12 protein-coding genes are annotated in these 14,166 nt (G+C 61.0%); 11 read left to right on the top strand and 1 reads right to left on the bottom strand.

All coding sequences use genetic code 11. The annotated features are described in order from the left end of the window. The first annotated feature begins 231 nt into the window (after positions 1–231). The 8 genes from glyA to FBY12_RS14695 all read left to right on the top strand — a co-directional run bounded on the left by glyA (position 232) and on the right by FBY12_RS14695 (position 10,314). Positions 232–1,485, top strand: a complete 1,254-nt coding sequence (glyA, locus tag FBY12_RS14730) for a serine hydroxymethyltransferase (protein WP_145253464.1) — start codon at positions 232–234, stop codon at positions 1,483–1,485. 21 nt (positions 1,486–1,506) lie between these two features. Beyond that, positions 1,507–2,757 carry a sarcosine oxidase subunit beta gene (locus FBY12_RS14725; RefSeq protein ID WP_007947735.1) on the top strand — a complete coding sequence of 417 codons (1,251 nt, stop codon included), beginning with the start codon at positions 1,507–1,509 and terminating at the stop codon, positions 2,755–2,757. Between the two features lie 15 nt (positions 2,758–2,772). Further along, entirely contained in the window at positions 2,773–3,102 is a 330-nt protein-coding gene (locus FBY12_RS14720; protein WP_145253462.1) for a sarcosine oxidase subunit delta, read from the top strand. Then, a complete protein-coding gene (locus tag FBY12_RS14715; protein ID WP_145253460.1) occupies positions 3,099–6,116 on the top strand; it encodes a sarcosine oxidase subunit alpha in 3,018 nt (1,005 codons plus the stop codon). Before FBY12_RS14720 ends, FBY12_RS14715 begins: the two co-directional genes overlap by 4 nt. A gap of 134 nt (positions 6,117–6,250) precedes the next feature. Beyond that, positions 6,251–6,883 carry a sarcosine oxidase subunit gamma gene (locus FBY12_RS14710; protein WP_121732450.1) on the top strand — a complete coding sequence of 211 codons (633 nt, stop codon included), beginning with the start codon at positions 6,251–6,253 and terminating at the stop codon, positions 6,881–6,883. Between the two features lie 386 nt (positions 6,884–7,269). Next, positions 7,270–8,127 carry a formyltetrahydrofolate deformylase gene (gene purU, locus FBY12_RS14705; protein WP_101206932.1) on the top strand — a complete coding sequence of 286 codons (858 nt, stop codon included), beginning with the start codon at positions 7,270–7,272 and terminating at the stop codon, positions 8,125–8,127. Between the two features lie 225 nt (positions 8,128–8,352). Next, positions 8,353–9,552: a formaldehyde dehydrogenase, glutathione-independent gene (fdhA, locus tag FBY12_RS14700; RefSeq protein WP_145253458.1), complete on the top strand. Its 1,200-nt coding sequence runs from the start codon at positions 8,353–8,355 to the stop codon at positions 9,550–9,552. A 198-nt stretch (positions 9,553–9,750) separates the two neighbouring features. After that, entirely contained in the window at positions 9,751–10,314 is a 564-nt protein-coding gene (locus tag FBY12_RS14695; protein WP_145253456.1) for a DUF2780 domain-containing protein, read from the top strand. Position 10,315: 1 nt separating this feature from the next. Here FBY12_RS14695 and FBY12_RS14690 read toward each other — a convergent pair whose 3' ends face one another. Then, positions 10,316–11,203: an acyltransferase gene (locus FBY12_RS14690; protein ID WP_121732453.1), complete on the bottom strand. Its 888-nt coding sequence runs from the start codon at positions 11,201–11,203 to the stop codon at positions 10,316–10,318. Positions 11,204–11,428: 225 nt separating this feature from the next. On the opposite strand from FBY12_RS14690, the gene FBY12_RS14685 reads away from it, so the two are divergent. From FBY12_RS14685 to creC, 3 genes are read left to right on the top strand one after another with little or no spacing between them, the layout of a single operon-like run. Next, positions 11,429–11,935, top strand: coding sequence for an ATP-dependent zinc protease (locus FBY12_RS14685; RefSeq protein ID WP_145253454.1), 507 nt, complete (start codon positions 11,429–11,431; stop codon positions 11,933–11,935). A gap of 59 nt (positions 11,936–11,994) precedes the next feature. Then, complete coding sequence (gene creB, locus FBY12_RS14680; protein WP_145253452.1) at positions 11,995–12,723, top strand: two-component system response regulator CreB; 729 nt, start codon at positions 11,995–11,997, stop codon at positions 12,721–12,723. Further along, on the top strand, positions 12,723–14,141 hold the full coding sequence (gene creC, locus FBY12_RS14675) for a two-component system sensor histidine kinase CreC (RefSeq protein WP_145253450.1): 1,419 nt from the start codon (positions 12,723–12,725) through the stop codon (positions 14,139–14,141). The genes creB and creC overlap by 1 nt, the downstream gene beginning before the upstream one ends. Positions 14,142–14,166: the final 25 nt, after the last annotated feature.

The raw sequence follows: 14,166 nt of genomic DNA, 5'->3' as shown, positions 1-14,166 counted from the left end.
TGTTGCCTGGCCTACCGCTATCGCGAGCAGGCTCACTCCTACAGGGATCTCTGTGGTTTGGTGATCTGCCGCGCCAGCCATTTCAGCGCATGTCGTAAACGCACCTTTGCGTGGCGTCCGTAGGCATTTGGCCTGTCTGCGCCGGTCATACCATCGCATCAAAGGGCACTGCCGAAATTGCCAGGGCCTTACCGAGACGAATGGCGCATAGATGCCGCTGGGAGAGACGCGATGTTCAGCAAGCAAGACCAGATCAAGGGCTACGACGATGCACTGCTGGCGGCGATGAATGCCGAGGAGCAACGCCAGGAAGATCACATCGAACTGATCGCGTCAGAGAACTACACCAGCAAACGCGTCATGCAAGCGCAGGGCAGCGGCCTGACCAACAAATACGCCGAAGGTTATCCGGGCAAGCGCTACTACGGCGGCTGCGAGCACGTCGACAAGGTCGAAGCGCTGGCCATCGAACGCGCCAAGCAACTGTTCGGCGCCGATTACGCCAACGTCCAGCCGCACTCCGGCAGCCAGGCCAACGCGGCGGTTTACCTCGCATTGCTCAACGCCGGCGACACCGTGCTGGGCATGAGCCTGGCCCACGGCGGTCACTTGACCCACGGCGCCAAAGTGAGCTTTTCCGGCAAGCTCTACAACGCCGTGCAGTACGGCATCGACACCACAACCGGGCTGATCGACTACGACGAAGTCGAGCGTCTGGCGGTCGAGCACCAACCGAAAATGATCATCGCCGGGTTCTCGGCGTATTCGAAGACGTTGGACTTCCCGCGCTTTCGCCAGATTGCAGACAAGGTCGGCGCGTATTTCTTCGTCGACATGGCTCACGTTGCCGGTCTGGTCGCCGCTGGTTTGTACCCGAACCCGCTGCCGTATGCCGACGTCGTCACCACCACTACCCACAAAACCCTGCGCGGGCCACGTGGCGGTCTGATCCTCGCCAAGGCCAACGAAGCACTGGAAAAGAAATTCAACGCGGCGGTGTTCCCCGGTGGTCAGGGCGGCCCGTTGATGCACGTGATTGCCGGTAAAGCGGTGTGCTTCAAGGAAGCGCTGGAGCCGGGTTTCAAAGCCTATCAACAACAAGTGATCGACAATGCCCAGGCGATGGCCGGCGTGTTCATCGAGCGCGGTTATGACGTGGTGTCCGGTGGCACCGACAACCACCTGTTTCTGGTCAGCCTGATCCGTCAGGGCCTCACCGGCAAAGAGGCGGACGCCGCGCTCGGCCGCGCCCACATCACCGTCAACAAAAACGCCGTGCCGAACGACCCGCAGTCGCCGTTCGTGACCTCGGGCCTGCGCATCGGCACCCCGGCGGTGACCACGCGCGGTTTCAAGGTCAGCCAGTGCGTGACGCTGGCCGGCTGGATCTGCGACATCCTCGACAACCTCGGCGATGCCGACGTCGAGGCCAATGTCGCGCAGCAAGTGTCGGCCCTGTGCGCAGACTTCCCGGTTTATCGCTGAGCGGTTTTGGAGTAAATGACTATGCAACGCTACTCAGGCTTCGGCCTCTTCAAACACTCCCTCAGCCATCACGAAAACTGGCAGAAGATGTGGCGCACGCCGACCCCGAAAAAGGTCTATGACGTGGTCATCGTCGGCGGTGGCGGGCATGGTCTCGCCACGGCTTACTACCTGGCCAAAGAGCACGGCATCACCAACGTCGCCGTGGTCGAGAAAGGCTGGCTGGGCGGCGGCAACACTGCGCGCAACACCACTATCGTCCGCTCCAACTATCTGTGGGACGAGTCGGCGCACTTGTACGAACACGCGATGAAACTGTGGGAAGGCCTGTCCCAGGATTTGAACTACAACGTGATGTTCTCGCAGCGCGGCGTTTACAACCTGTGCCACACCCTGCAAGACATTCGTGATTCCGAGCGTCGGGTCAGCGCCAACCGCCTCAACGGCGTCGACGGCGAGCTGCTCGATGCCAAGCAAGTGGCCGACGAGATTCCGTACCTCGATTGCTCGAAAAACACCCGCTACCCGGTGATGGGCGCCACCGTCCAGCGTCGCGGCGGCGTTGCCCGTCACGATGCCGTGGCGTGGGGTTTCGCCCGTGCCGCTGACGCACTTGGCGTGGACCTGATTCAGCAGACCGAAGTAATCGGTTTCCGCAAGGAAAACGGCGTGTGCATCGGCGTTGAAACCAACAAAGGCTTCATCGGCGCCAAGCGTGTCGGCGTGGTCACGGCCGGTAACTCCGGGCACATGGCCAAGCTCGCCGGTTTCCGTCTGCCGATCGAATCCCACCCGCTGCAGGCGCTGGTGTCCGAGCCGATCAAGCCGATTATCGACAGCGTGATCATGTCCAACGCGGTGCACGGTTACATCAGCCAGTCCGACAAGGGCGACCTGGTGATCGGCGCCGGTATCGACGGCTACAACGGCTACGGCCAGCGCGGTTCGTACCCGGTGATCGAGCACACCATTCAAGCCATCGTCGAAATGTTCCCGGTGTTGTCGCGCGTACGCATGAACCGCCAGTGGGGCGGCATCGTCGACACCACGCCGGATGCGTGCCCGATCATCTCGAAAACTCCGGTGCCGAACATGTTCTTCAACTGCGGTTGGGGCACCGGTGGCTTCAAGGCAACACCCGGCTCGGGCAACGTGTTTGCCGCGAGTCTGGCCAAGGGTGAAATGCACCCATTGGCCGCACCTTTCTCCATCGACCGTTTCCACAACGGTGCGTTGATCGATGAACACGGCGCTGCGGCCGTCGCCCACTAACAGGAGAAATTTCCTATGTTGCACATCTTCTGTCCTCACTGCGGCGAGCTGCGCTCCGAAGAGGAATTCCATGCATCCGGCCAGGCGCACATTCCGCGCCCACTGGACCCGACTTCTTGCTCCGACGAGGAGTGGGGCGACTACATGTTCTTCCGCGATAACCCGCGCGGCCTGCACCACGAACTGTGGATTCACGCCGCCGGTTGCCGCCAGTACTTCAACGCGACCCGCAACACCGTGACCTACGAGATTCTGGAAACCTACAAGATCGGCGCCAAGCCACAATTCACCGACAAGACCGACAGCCCGAAAGCGGCCGCCACGGCTCTGGGAGAGAAGGTATGAGCCAGATCAATCGCCTGTCCAACGGTGGACGGATCGACCGCAACAAAGTGCTGAGCTTCACCTTCAACGGCCAGACCTACAAAGGCTTCGAAGGCGACTCGCTGGCCGCTGCGCTGATTGCCAACGGTGTCGACATCATCGGTCGCAGCTTCAAGTATTCGCGTCCGCGCGGCATCTTTGCTGCCGGCGCCGAAGAGCCGAACGCGGTGCTGCAGATCGGCGCCACCGAAGCCACGCAAATTCCCAACGTGCGCGCCACGCAACAAGCGCTCTATCAAGGTTTGGTCGCGACCAGCACCAACGGCTGGCCGAGCGTCAACAACGACATGATGGGCATTCTCGGCAAGGTCGGCGGCAAGCTGATGCCGCCGGGTTTCTACTACAAAACCTTCATGTACCCGCAATCGTTCTGGATGACTTACGAGAAGTACATTCGCAAGGCTGCCGGGCTTGGCCGCTCGCCGACCGAGAACGATCCGGACACTTACGACTACATGAACCAGCACTGCGACGTGCTGATCGTCGGCGCCGGCCCTGCTGGTCTGGCCGCTGCATTGGCCGCTGCGCGCAGTGGCGCACGGGTGATTCTTGCCGATGAGCAGGAAGAATTCGGCGGCAGCCTGCTTGATTCGCGCGAAAGCCTCGACGGCAAACCGGCTATCGAGTGGGTCGCCAGTGTTATCGAAGAACTGAAAAACACCCCGGACGTACTGCTGTTGCCGCGCGCCACGGTCAACGGTTATCACGACCACAACTTCCTGACCATTCACGAGCGCCTGACCGATCACCTCGGCGACCGCGCACCGATTGGCCAGGTGCGTCAGCGCATTCACCGGGTTCGCGCCAAGCGTGTGGTGCTGGCCACCGGCGCTTGCGAGCGGCCACTGGTCTACGGCAACAACGACGTGCCGGGCAACATGCTCGCCGGTGCTGTTTCCACTTATGTGCGCCGTTACGGCGTGGCCCCGGGGAAAAAACTCGTCCTCTCGACCAACAACGATCACGCCTATCGCGTGGCCCTGGATTGGCTCGACGCCAGCCTGCAAGTCGTTGCCATCGCCGACGCGCGCAGCAACCCGCGCGGCGCGTTGGTTGAAGAAGCACGTGCCAAAGGCATTCGCATCCTCACTGGCAGCGCGGTGATCGAAGTGCGCGGCACCAAGCGCGTCAGCGCTGCACGCGTCGCCGCAATTGATGTGAAAGCACACGCGGTGACCAGTCCGGGCGAATGGCTCGATTGCGATCTGGTGGCGACTTCCGGCGGTTACAGCCCGGTGGTGCACTTGGCTTCGCACTTGGGTGGCAAACCGACCTGGCGTGAAGACATCCTCGGTTTTGTACCGGGCGAAGCACCGCAGAAACGCGTGTGCGTAGGCGGCATCAATGGCGTCTACGGCCTCGGCGATTCGCTGGCCGATGGTTTTGAGGGCGGCGTGCGCGCCGCCAGTGAAGCCGGTTTCGGGGTGGTCGAAGCGACCTTGCCGAAAGCCCTTAGCCGCCACGAAGAGCCGACTCTGGCGCTGTTCCAGGTGCCGCATGAGAAGAACTCGGCACGTGCGCCGAAGCAATTCGTCGACCTGCAAAACGACGTCACTGCGGGCGGTATCGAGCTGGCGACCCGTGAAGGTTTCGAGTCGGTCGAGCACGTCAAACGCTACACCGCGCTGGGCTTCGGCACAGATCAGGGCAAACTCGGCAACGTCAACGGCCTGGCCATCGCCGCCCGTTCGCTGAACGTGACCATTCCGCAGATGGGCACCACGATGTTCCGCCCGAACTACACGCCGGTGACTTTCGGCGCAGTGGCCGGTCGTCACTGTGGGCACATTTTCGAACCGGTCCGGCACACCGCGCTGCATCACTGGCACGTGAAAAATGGCGCCGAGTTTGAAGACGTCGGCCAGTGGAAACGCCCTTGGTACTTCCCGAAAAACGGTGAAGGCCTGCACGCGGCAGTGAAGCGCGAATGCAAAGCCGTGCGCGACAGCGTCGGCCTGCTCGACGCCTCGACCCTCGGCAAAATCGACATTCAAGGCCCGGATGCACGCGAGTTTCTCAACCGCATCTACACCAACGCCTGGACCAAACTCGACGTCGGCAAGGCGCGTTACGGTCTGATGTGCAAAGAAGACGGCATGGTCTTCGACGATGGCGTGACTGCATGTTTGGCCGACAACCATTTCGTCATGACCACCACCACCGGCGGCGCGGCGCGCGTGCTGCAGTGGCTGGAAATCTACCAACAGACCGAATGGCCAGACTTGAAGGTGTACTTCACGTCCGTGACCGATCACTGGGCAACCATGACCCTGTCCGGGCCGAACAGCCGCAAGCTGCTCAGCGAAGTCACCGACATCGACCTGAGCAACGAAGCGTTCCCGTTCATGACCTGGAAAGAAGGCCTGGTTGGCGGTGTGCCGGCGCGGGTGTTCCGGATTTCGTTTACCGGTGAGCTGTCGTACGAAGTCAACGTGCAGGCCGACTATGCGATGGGCGTGCTGGAGAAAATCGTCGAGGCCGGCAAGCAGTACAACTTGACGCCGTACGGCACCGAGACCATGCACGTGCTGCGGGCCGAGAAGGGTTTCATCATCGTCGGCCAGGACACCGACGGCTCGATGACCCCGGACGACCTGAACATGGGTTGGTGTGTCGGTCGCACCAAAGCGTTCTCGTGGATCGGCCAGCGCGGGATGAATCGCGAAGATTGTGTGCGTGAGCAGCGCAAACAATTGGTCGGTTTGAAGCCGATCGATCCGACGCAATGGCTGCCGGAAGGCGCGCAACTGGTGTTCAACACCAAGCAGACGATTCCGATGACGATGGTTGGCCACGTCACCTCCAGCTACTTGCACAACTCCTTGGGCTATTCGTTTGCCATGGGCGTGGTCAAGGGCGGCTTGAAGCGCATCGGCGAGCGGGTTTTTGCGCCGCTGGCGGATGGCAGCGTGATCGAGGCTGAGATTGTTTCTTCGGTGTTCTTCGACCCGAAAGGTGATCGCCAGAACGTGTAACCACACAGACCCTGTAGGAGCAAGGCTTGCCCGCGATGAACGATGACGCGGCGTATCAGCCGAACTGCTTCGCCCCAATCGCGGGCAAGCCTTGCTCCCACAGGTGTGTCGTACGAATTCAGGAAAGGTGCTTTATGACCGCAGCCAATGTTTACCAACAACGCCCGACCACCGGGGCCAAAGCCGAGTCGTCGCTGCATCATGCCGACCTCGCCAGCCTGGTGGGCAAGGGCCGTAAAAGCGCCGGTGTGATCGTGCGAGAGAAAAAACTCCTCGGTCACCTGACGATTCGTGGCGATGGCCACGATCCGGCGTTCAGTGAAGGTGTGCACAAAGCCTTGGGCATCGAATTGCCCGGCGCGCTGGCCGTCATCATCAAGGGTGAAACCAGCCTGCAATGGATGGGCCCGGACGAGTGGCTGCTGATCGTGCCGAGCGGCGAAGAATTCGCCGCCGAGCAAAAACTCCGTGAAGCGCTGGGCGACCTGCACATCCAGATCGTCAACGTCAGCGGCGGCCAGCAGATCCTCGAATTGAGCGGCCCGAACGTGCGCCAGGTGCTGATGAAATCCACCAGCTACGACGTGCACCCGAACAGCTTCCCCGTGGGCAAAGCCGTCGGCACGGTGTTCGCCAAGTCGCAACTGGTGATTCGCCACACAGCTGAAGACACTTGGGAACTGCTGATCCGCCGCAGCTTTTCGGATTATTGGTGGTTGTGGCTGCAGGATGCGGCGGCGGAATACGGGTTGAGTGTTCAGGCTTAAAGCAGTTTGAGTTGGCCTCGATATTGAGGCTGGCTTTAGATCGACCCCTCACCCCAACCCTCTCCCCAGAGGGGAGAGGGGGAAAGGGGGCAGATCTCTAGTGTTATCGCTAGTTGTGTTCGGCTTGAAATCGCTTTTGAAGAGCCTGAGTTCAACTCGGTCCATCCGCCCCTCTGGGGAGAGGGAGAAAGGGGGCCGATTTCCAGTGTTATCGCTATTGGTGTTCGACTCGAAACTGCTTTTTTGAGCCTGAGTTCAACTCGGTATTTCAGGTCGATGTAGCTCCAGGAACAACTCGGTCAGTCCCCTCGCCCCTTTGGGGAGAGGGCTAGGGTGAGGGGGGGATTTCCCTGACACCCCGCACAATGAACAGGAGTCACCGCACTATGAGCCGCGCCCCAGACACATGGATTCTGACTGCCGACTGCCCCAGCGTGCTCGGCACCGTGGACGCGGTGACGCGCTTTTTGTTTGAGCAGGGTTGCTACGTCACCGAGCACCATTCCTTCGATGACCGGCTCTCGGGTCGGTTTTTCATTCGCGTGGAATTCCGTCAGCCCGACGGCTTCGACGAACAAGCCTTCCGCGCCGGCCTCGAAGAACGCGGCGCCAGTTTCGGCATGATCTTCGAACTGACGGCGCCGAACTACCGGCCAAAAGTGGTGATCATGGTTTCCAAGGCCGATCACTGCCTCAACGACTTGCTCTACCGCCAGCGCATCGGCCAGTTATCGATGGACGTGGCCGCCGTGGTGTCCAACCACCCGGACCTCAAACCGCTCGCCGACTGGCACCAGATTCCGTACTACCATTTCCCACTCGACCCCAACGACAAACCGTCGCAAGAGCGTCAAGTGTGGCAAGTGATCGAAGAATCCGGCGCGGAACTGGTGATCCTCGCGCGCTACATGCAGGTTCTCTCGCCCGAGCTGTGCCGCAAGCTCGATGGCAAGGCGATCAACATTCACCACTCGCTGCTGCCGGGTTTCAAGGGCGCCAAGCCGTATCACCAGGCTTATAACAAAGGCGTGAAACTGGTCGGGGCGACGGCGCATTACATCAACAACGATCTGGACGAAGGGCCGATCATTGCCCAGGGCGTCGAGGCCGTGGACCACAGTCATTACCCGGAAGACCTGATCGCCAAGGGGCGCGATATCGAAGGGCTGACGCTGGCGCGGGCGGTTGGTTATCACATTGAGCGGCGAGTGTTTTTGAACGCCAATCGCACCGTCGTTCTTTAGATCGCCTTCGCGGGCAAGCCTCGCTCCTACAGGGGTGAGGCGAGCCGCAATAATGGGAACAACCTCAATCCTGTAGGAGCGAGGCTTGCCCGCGAAGAGGCCACAACAAACAACACAAGACAAAGACACAAGCACAACCCAGAGCAATCAACACCAAGAGCAATCAACGCGCCGCCGCTCCCTGGCGACGCGACCGCTACATAAAAACAACAGCGAGGTGAAAGCATGTCTGGCAATCGTGGTGTGGTGTATCTCGGCGCTGGCAAGGTCGAAGTACAGAAAATCGACTATCCGAAAATGCAGGATCCGCGTGGCAGGAAGATCAATCACGCGGTCATCCTGCGCGTGGTTTCCACCAATATCTGTGGCTCCGATCAGCACATGGTGCGCGGTCGTACCACGGCGCAAACCGGTCTGGTGCTGGGCCATGAAATTACCGGTGAAGTGATCGAGAAGGGCAGCGACGTCGAGAACCTGCAAATCGGCGATCTGGTGTCGGTGCCGTTCAACGTGGCTTGCGGGCGCTGCCGTTCCTGCAAAGAAATGCACACCGGCGTCTGCCTGAGCGTCAACCCGGCCCGTCCCGGCGGCGCTTACGGTTACGTCGACATGGGCGACTGGACCGGCGGCCAGGCGGAATACGCGCTGGTGCCATACGCCGATTTCAACCTGCTGAAACTGCCGGACCGCGACCGCGCGATGGAAAAAATCCGCGACCTGACTTGCCTCTCCGACATCCTCCCGACCGGTTACCACGGCGCCGTTACCGCTGGCGTTGGCCCTGGCAGCACCGTGTACATTGCCGGCGCGGGTCCGGTCGGTCTGGCCGCTGCCGCTTCCGCTCGCCTGTTGGGCGCGGCGGTGGTGATCATCGGCGACGTCAATCCCGTGCGCCTGGCCCACGCCAAAGCGCAGGGTTTCGAAATCGCCGACCTGTCGCTGGACACCCCGCTGCACGAACAAATCGCCGCTCTGCTGGGCGAGCCGGAAGTGGATTGCGCGGTCGACGCGGTGGGCTTCGAAGCGCGCGGCCACGGCCATGACGGCGTGAAACACGAGGCTCCGGCCACTGTGCTCAACTCGCTGATGGGCGTGGTCCGTGTCGCCGGCAAAATCGGCATTCCGGGCCTCTACGTCACCGAAGATCCAGGTGCCGTGGACGCCGCCGCGAAAATGGGCAGCCTGAGCATTCGCTTCGGTCTGGGCTGGGCCAAATCCCACAGCTTCCACACCGGCCAGACGCCTGTGATGAAGTACAACCGTCAGTTGATGCAGGCGATCATGTGGGATCGCATCAAGATTGCTGACATCGTCGGCGTCGAAGTCATCAGCCTCGACGACGCGCCACGCGGTTACGGCGAGTTTGATGCCGGTGTGCCGAAGAAGTTTGTGATCGATCCGCACAAATTGTTCAGCGCGGCCTAAGGCTTCACGCAATCCACAACGGCGACCTTCGGGTCGCCGTTTTCATGAGCAAAACAGCAAAACCCCCTCGCCACAGAGTTCAGTCAGTTGTGCAGATGGGAACAATCCCCCGACCCGCCAGTCCAACGCACAGTTTTTCGCCGTGGCTTATTGCTGGCCAACATGGCGGACGGTTTTTGCCCAACAGAGGTTCTCCTGATGAAGATTTCACGCGGTTTTGCATTGGCTACGCTCATGAGTCTGGCGGCCAGTCCGGTCTTCGCCCAGTTCAACCTGAATGACGCGGCCAATGCCATTTCCGGCATGAAGGGCAATGACAGCGCGGCCGCTGCGGCGCCGACGTCGGAAACGGCCGGCCTGTTGAGCGCCCTGAGTGCGCTGGACGTCACCCCGCAACAAGCGGTCGGCGGCACCAGTGCGATGCTGGGCCTGGCGAAGAATAAGTTGAGCAGCACCGACTATTCGCAATTGGCCAAAGAAGTGCCGGGCATCGACAAGCTCTCTGGCGGCAGCGGCAATCTGGCGGCGCTGAGCGGTTTGCTCGGCTCGTCGGGCAAATCCGCAGGGCTGGAAAACGCCTTGGGCAACGTCAAAGACACCAACGACCTGAACAACGCCTTCAGCGCGCTGGGCATGGACAGCGGCATGATCGGCCAATTTGCCCCGGTGATTCTGCAATACCTCGGTCAGCAGGGCGTCGGCGGTTCGCTGCTTGGCAATCTGGGCAGCATCTGGGGCACCGGCGCCGGCACCGGCAGCTGATTCAACGGCGCTCGTCGCGCAATTCGGCGATGCGCCGGTCTTTCTCGATCCAGAGCTGGTTGACCCAGTTCTGGACCGTCTGGCGAAATTGCGGATCGTTTTCGTAATCGCCACGCCACAACGCCGGGTCGAGTTCGCGGGTCTGGATGTCGATGATCACCTTCGGCACATTGCCGCTGATCAAATCCCAGAACCCCGGAATTCGTTGCTGCGGATACACCACCGTGACATCGAGAATTGCGTCCAGCTGTTCGCCCATCGCCGCCAATACAAACGCCACGCCGCCCGCCTTGGGTTTGAGCAAATGACTGAAGGGTGATTGCTGCTGGGTGCTTTTTGCCGGGGTAAATCGCGTGCCTTCCAGGTAATTGACCACGGTCACCGGTTGGCTTTTGTACAGCTCGCACGCGGCTTTGGTGATCTCCAGGTCCTTGCCCGCCAGTTCAGGATTCTTCGCCAGAAACGCCTTGGTGTAGCGCTTCATGAACGGGTAATCCAGCGCCCACCAGGCGAGCCCGAGGAATGGCACCCAGATCAGTTCTTTCTTGAGGAAGAATTTGAAGAACGGCGTGCGCCGGTTCAACGCCTGGATCAGCGCCGGAATATCAACCCAGGATTGATGGTTGCTGATCACCAGATAAGAGGTGTCGCTGCGCAAGTCGCCGCCGCCGCGAATGTCCCACTCGGTGGGAATGCACAGCTTGAAAATCAGCTTGTCGATTTCCGCCCAGGTCTCGGCGATCCACATCACCGCCGTCGAGGGGTACACGCGGTAACGCTTGGGCACGATCAGTTTCAGCAGGGCAAACACCATCAGCGGCCCGATCAGGACCAAGGTGTTGAGCAACAGCAGCAGGGTAACGAAACAGCCGGTGAGCAGGCGGCGCATAAGTAACTCTTGAAAACGGTTGGGCGCGCCATGATAAGCAGCTTCGGGCGGCAGGCCAAATCCGCATCGACGAATGTTTCACCTTTCAACGGTTATGCTTCGCGCCTCATGAAGATCCCTGTGGCGAGCTCTCCCGCCACAAGGCAGCGGCAGCCTAACTATCGCTGGTTTTTGCGGTCTAGAATTCGGTCTCTGCGCCCTCCATTTCCCTAGGAAGCCCATCACGTGAAATCCCTCCTTGCACTGCTGACCCTCGTGGCCCTGCCGGTCATGGCCGCCGAGCCGACCCTGTACGGGCGTTACGAATACATCGCGCTGCCGGAAATCGGCGGTGAAGTCCTCAAGGCGAAAATGGACACCGGCGCCCTGACCGCGTCGCTGTCGGCCAAGGACATCGAAATGTTCACCCGCGATGGCGATGAGTGGGTGCGCTTCCGCCTCGCCACCAAAGAGGCGAGCAACAAGGTCTACGAACACAAGATCGCCCGCATCAGCAAGATCAAGGCACGCTCCGAAGAAGATGAAGACGACAAGGACGAAGCCGCGCCGACCAAGCGCCCGGTGGTCGATCTGGAACTGTGCCTGGGCAACGTCAAGCGCACGGTCGAGGTCAACCTTACCGACCGCAGCAGCTTCAATTACCCGCTGCTGATCGGCGCCAAGGCCTTGCGCGAATTCAACGCCGCCGTGAACCCGGCACGCCGTTACACCGCCGACAAACCCGACTGCTGATTGACGCGATGCGAGGCTTGCGCCACCGTTGCGCAACTTAACTGTTGGGCTCGGATGCCATGCCTCATATCCTGATTGTCGAAGACGAAGCGGCCATTGCCGATACGTTGATTTTTGCCTTGCAGGGCGAAGGCTTCACCACCACCTGGTTGAGCCTCGGCGCCGCCGCGCTGGAGCATCAGCGCGAGACCCCGGCCGACCTGATCATCCTCGACATCGGCCTGCCCGATATCAGCGGCTTCGAAACCTGCAAGCAACTGCGCCGTTTCAGCGAAGTGCCGGTGATTTTCCTCAGCGCTCGCGACGCCGAGATTGACCGGGTGGTGGGCCTGGAGATCGGCGCCGACGATTACGTGGTCAAGCCGTTCAGCCCACGCGAAGTCGCGGCGCGGGTCCGCGCGATCCTCAAACGCATGGCGCCGCGCGCGGTGGCCGAGGTCGCGGCAACTTCAACTTCAACTTCAACTCAAGCCCCAGCCCCAACCCCAACCCCAATGCTGTTTCGCATCGACAACGAACGTGTGCAGATCAGCTATCGCGGCCAGTTGTTGAGCCTTACCCGCCACGAATTCCGCCTCCTGCAATGCCTGCTCGAACAACCCGAACGGGTCTTCAGCCGCGAACAATTGCTCGACGCGCTGGGCGTGCCGGCCGATGCCGGTTACGAGCGCAGCATCGACAGCCACATCAAAAGCGTGCGCGCCAAATTGCGCCAGGTGCGCGCCGAGGCCGAGCCGATCCAGACCCATCGCGGCCTCGGCTACAGCTACAGCCCGGGACACAGCTGATGCCGTTGGGAATCCGGATTTTCCTGGTTTATGTGCTGTTCATCGGCCTGACCGGCTACTTTGTGCTCAACACCGTGATGCAGGAAGTGCGCCCCGGCGTGCGCCAATCCACTGAAGAAACGCTGGTGGATACCGCCAACCTGATGGCAGAAATCCTGCGCGACGATTTCAAGGCCGGCACGCTCAACCAGAACCGCTGGCCGCAATTGCTCAAGGCCTACGGCGAGCGCGAACCGAAGGCGAACATCTGGGGCTTGCCGAAAAATCAGGTCAGCCACCGCATCTACGTCACCGACGCCAAAGGCATCGTGGTGCTGGATTCCAGCGGTGTCGCGCTCGGCCAGGATTACTCACGCTGGAACGACGTTTACCTGACCCTGCGCGGCGAATACGGCGCGCGCTCAACCCGCAGCATTGCAGAGGATGCGACCACATCAGTGATGCACGTCGGCGCGCCGATCCGCGACAACGGCAAGATCATCGGCGTGGTCACCGTGGCCAAACCCAACAGTTCGCTGCAGCCCTACGTCGATCGCACGGAGCGGCGGTTGATCGCTTACGGCGCCGGGATGATTGTCCTGGGTCTGCTGTTCGGCGGCGTGCTGTCGTGGTGGTTGAGCGCCGCGCTACGGCGCTTGACCGCTTACGCGCAAGCCGTCAGCGAAGGGCGGCGGGTCGAGGTGCCGCATTATCGCGGCGGCGAACTCGAGCAACTGGCGAGCGCCGTCGAACAGATGCGCACGCAACTCGAAGGCAAGGCTTACGTCGAGCGCTACGTGCACACCTTGACCCATGAATTGAAAAGTCCGTTGGCGGCGATTCGCGGTGCGGCGGAGCTGCTGCAAGACGAGATGCCGTTGGCGCAGCAGCAACGTTTCGTCAGCAACATCGAGAGCGAAAGTGCGCGAATGCAGCAGTTGATCGAGCGCTTGCTCAATCTGGCGCTGGTCGAGCAGCGCCAAGGTCTGGAGCAACGGGTCGCGGTGCCGCTGGCGACGCTGGTCGAGCAAGTGCTGGCGGCGCAAACGGCGCGCATTGAAGGCAAACAGTTGCGCGTCGAACAAGCGATTGCACAGGACCTGAGCGTGATCGGCGAACCGTTTTTGTTGCGTCAGGCATTCGGCAACCTGCTGGAAAATGCGCTGGATTTCACCCCGGTGGGCGGCGTGTTGCGCTTTAGCGCCGGCAGGGCAGGGGCACATGTCGAATTCAAACTGTTCAACCAGACCGAGGCGATTCCCGATTACGCGTTGCCGCGATTGACCGAGCGTTTTTACTCATTGCCGAGGCCGGACAGTGGGCGCAAAAGTACCGGGTTGGGGCTTAACTTCGTTGAAGAAGTGGTCAAGTTGCACGGTGGGGACATGAGTGTGGGCAACGTTGAGGGTGGGGTTGAGGTGATGTTGCGCCTGGTTTAGACCGAGTGCGGCCCATCGCGAGCAG

The organism is Pseudomonas sp. SJZ131, from assembly GCF_007828705.1.
GTDB classification, from domain to species: domain Bacteria; phylum Pseudomonadota; class Gammaproteobacteria; order Pseudomonadales; family Pseudomonadaceae; genus Aquipseudomonas; species Aquipseudomonas prosekii.
Note: the sequence above shows the minus strand (reverse complement) of the source record. Positions and strands in the feature narration are given on the sequence as shown.

What these genes read in the sequence shown, in the direction of transcription:
- FBY12_RS14695 (WP_145253456.1), top strand. Translation starts at nt 9,751, where the DNA reads ATGAAGATTTCACGCGGTTTTGCATTGGCTACGCTCATGAGTCTGGCG.
- glyA (WP_145253464.1), top strand. Translation starts at nt 232, where the DNA reads ATGTTCAGCAAGCAAGACCAGATCAAGGGCTACGACGATGCACTGCTG.
- FBY12_RS14720 (WP_145253462.1), top strand. Translation starts at nt 2,773, where the DNA reads ATGTTGCACATCTTCTGTCCTCACTGCGGCGAGCTGCGCTCCGAAGAG.
- FBY12_RS14715 (WP_145253460.1), top strand. Translation starts at nt 3,099, where the DNA reads ATGAGCCAGATCAATCGCCTGTCCAACGGTGGACGGATCGACCGCAAC.
- fdhA (WP_145253458.1), top strand. Translation starts at nt 8,353, where the DNA reads ATGTCTGGCAATCGTGGTGTGGTGTATCTCGGCGCTGGCAAGGTCGAA.
- creB (WP_145253452.1), top strand. Translation starts at nt 11,995, where the DNA reads ATGCCTCATATCCTGATTGTCGAAGACGAAGCGGCCATTGCCGATACG.
- FBY12_RS14690 (WP_121732453.1), bottom strand. Translation starts at nt 11,203, where the DNA reads ATGCGCCGCCTGCTCACCGGCTGTTTCGTTACCCTGCTGCTGTTGCTC.
- FBY12_RS14710 (WP_121732450.1), top strand. Translation starts at nt 6,251, where the DNA reads ATGACCGCAGCCAATGTTTACCAACAACGCCCGACCACCGGGGCCAAA.
- creC (WP_145253450.1), top strand. Translation starts at nt 12,723, where the DNA reads ATGCCGTTGGGAATCCGGATTTTCCTGGTTTATGTGCTGTTCATCGGC.
- FBY12_RS14725 (WP_007947735.1), top strand. Translation starts at nt 1,507, where the DNA reads ATGCAACGCTACTCAGGCTTCGGCCTCTTCAAACACTCCCTCAGCCAT.
- purU (WP_101206932.1), top strand. Translation starts at nt 7,270, where the DNA reads ATGAGCCGCGCCCCAGACACATGGATTCTGACTGCCGACTGCCCCAGC.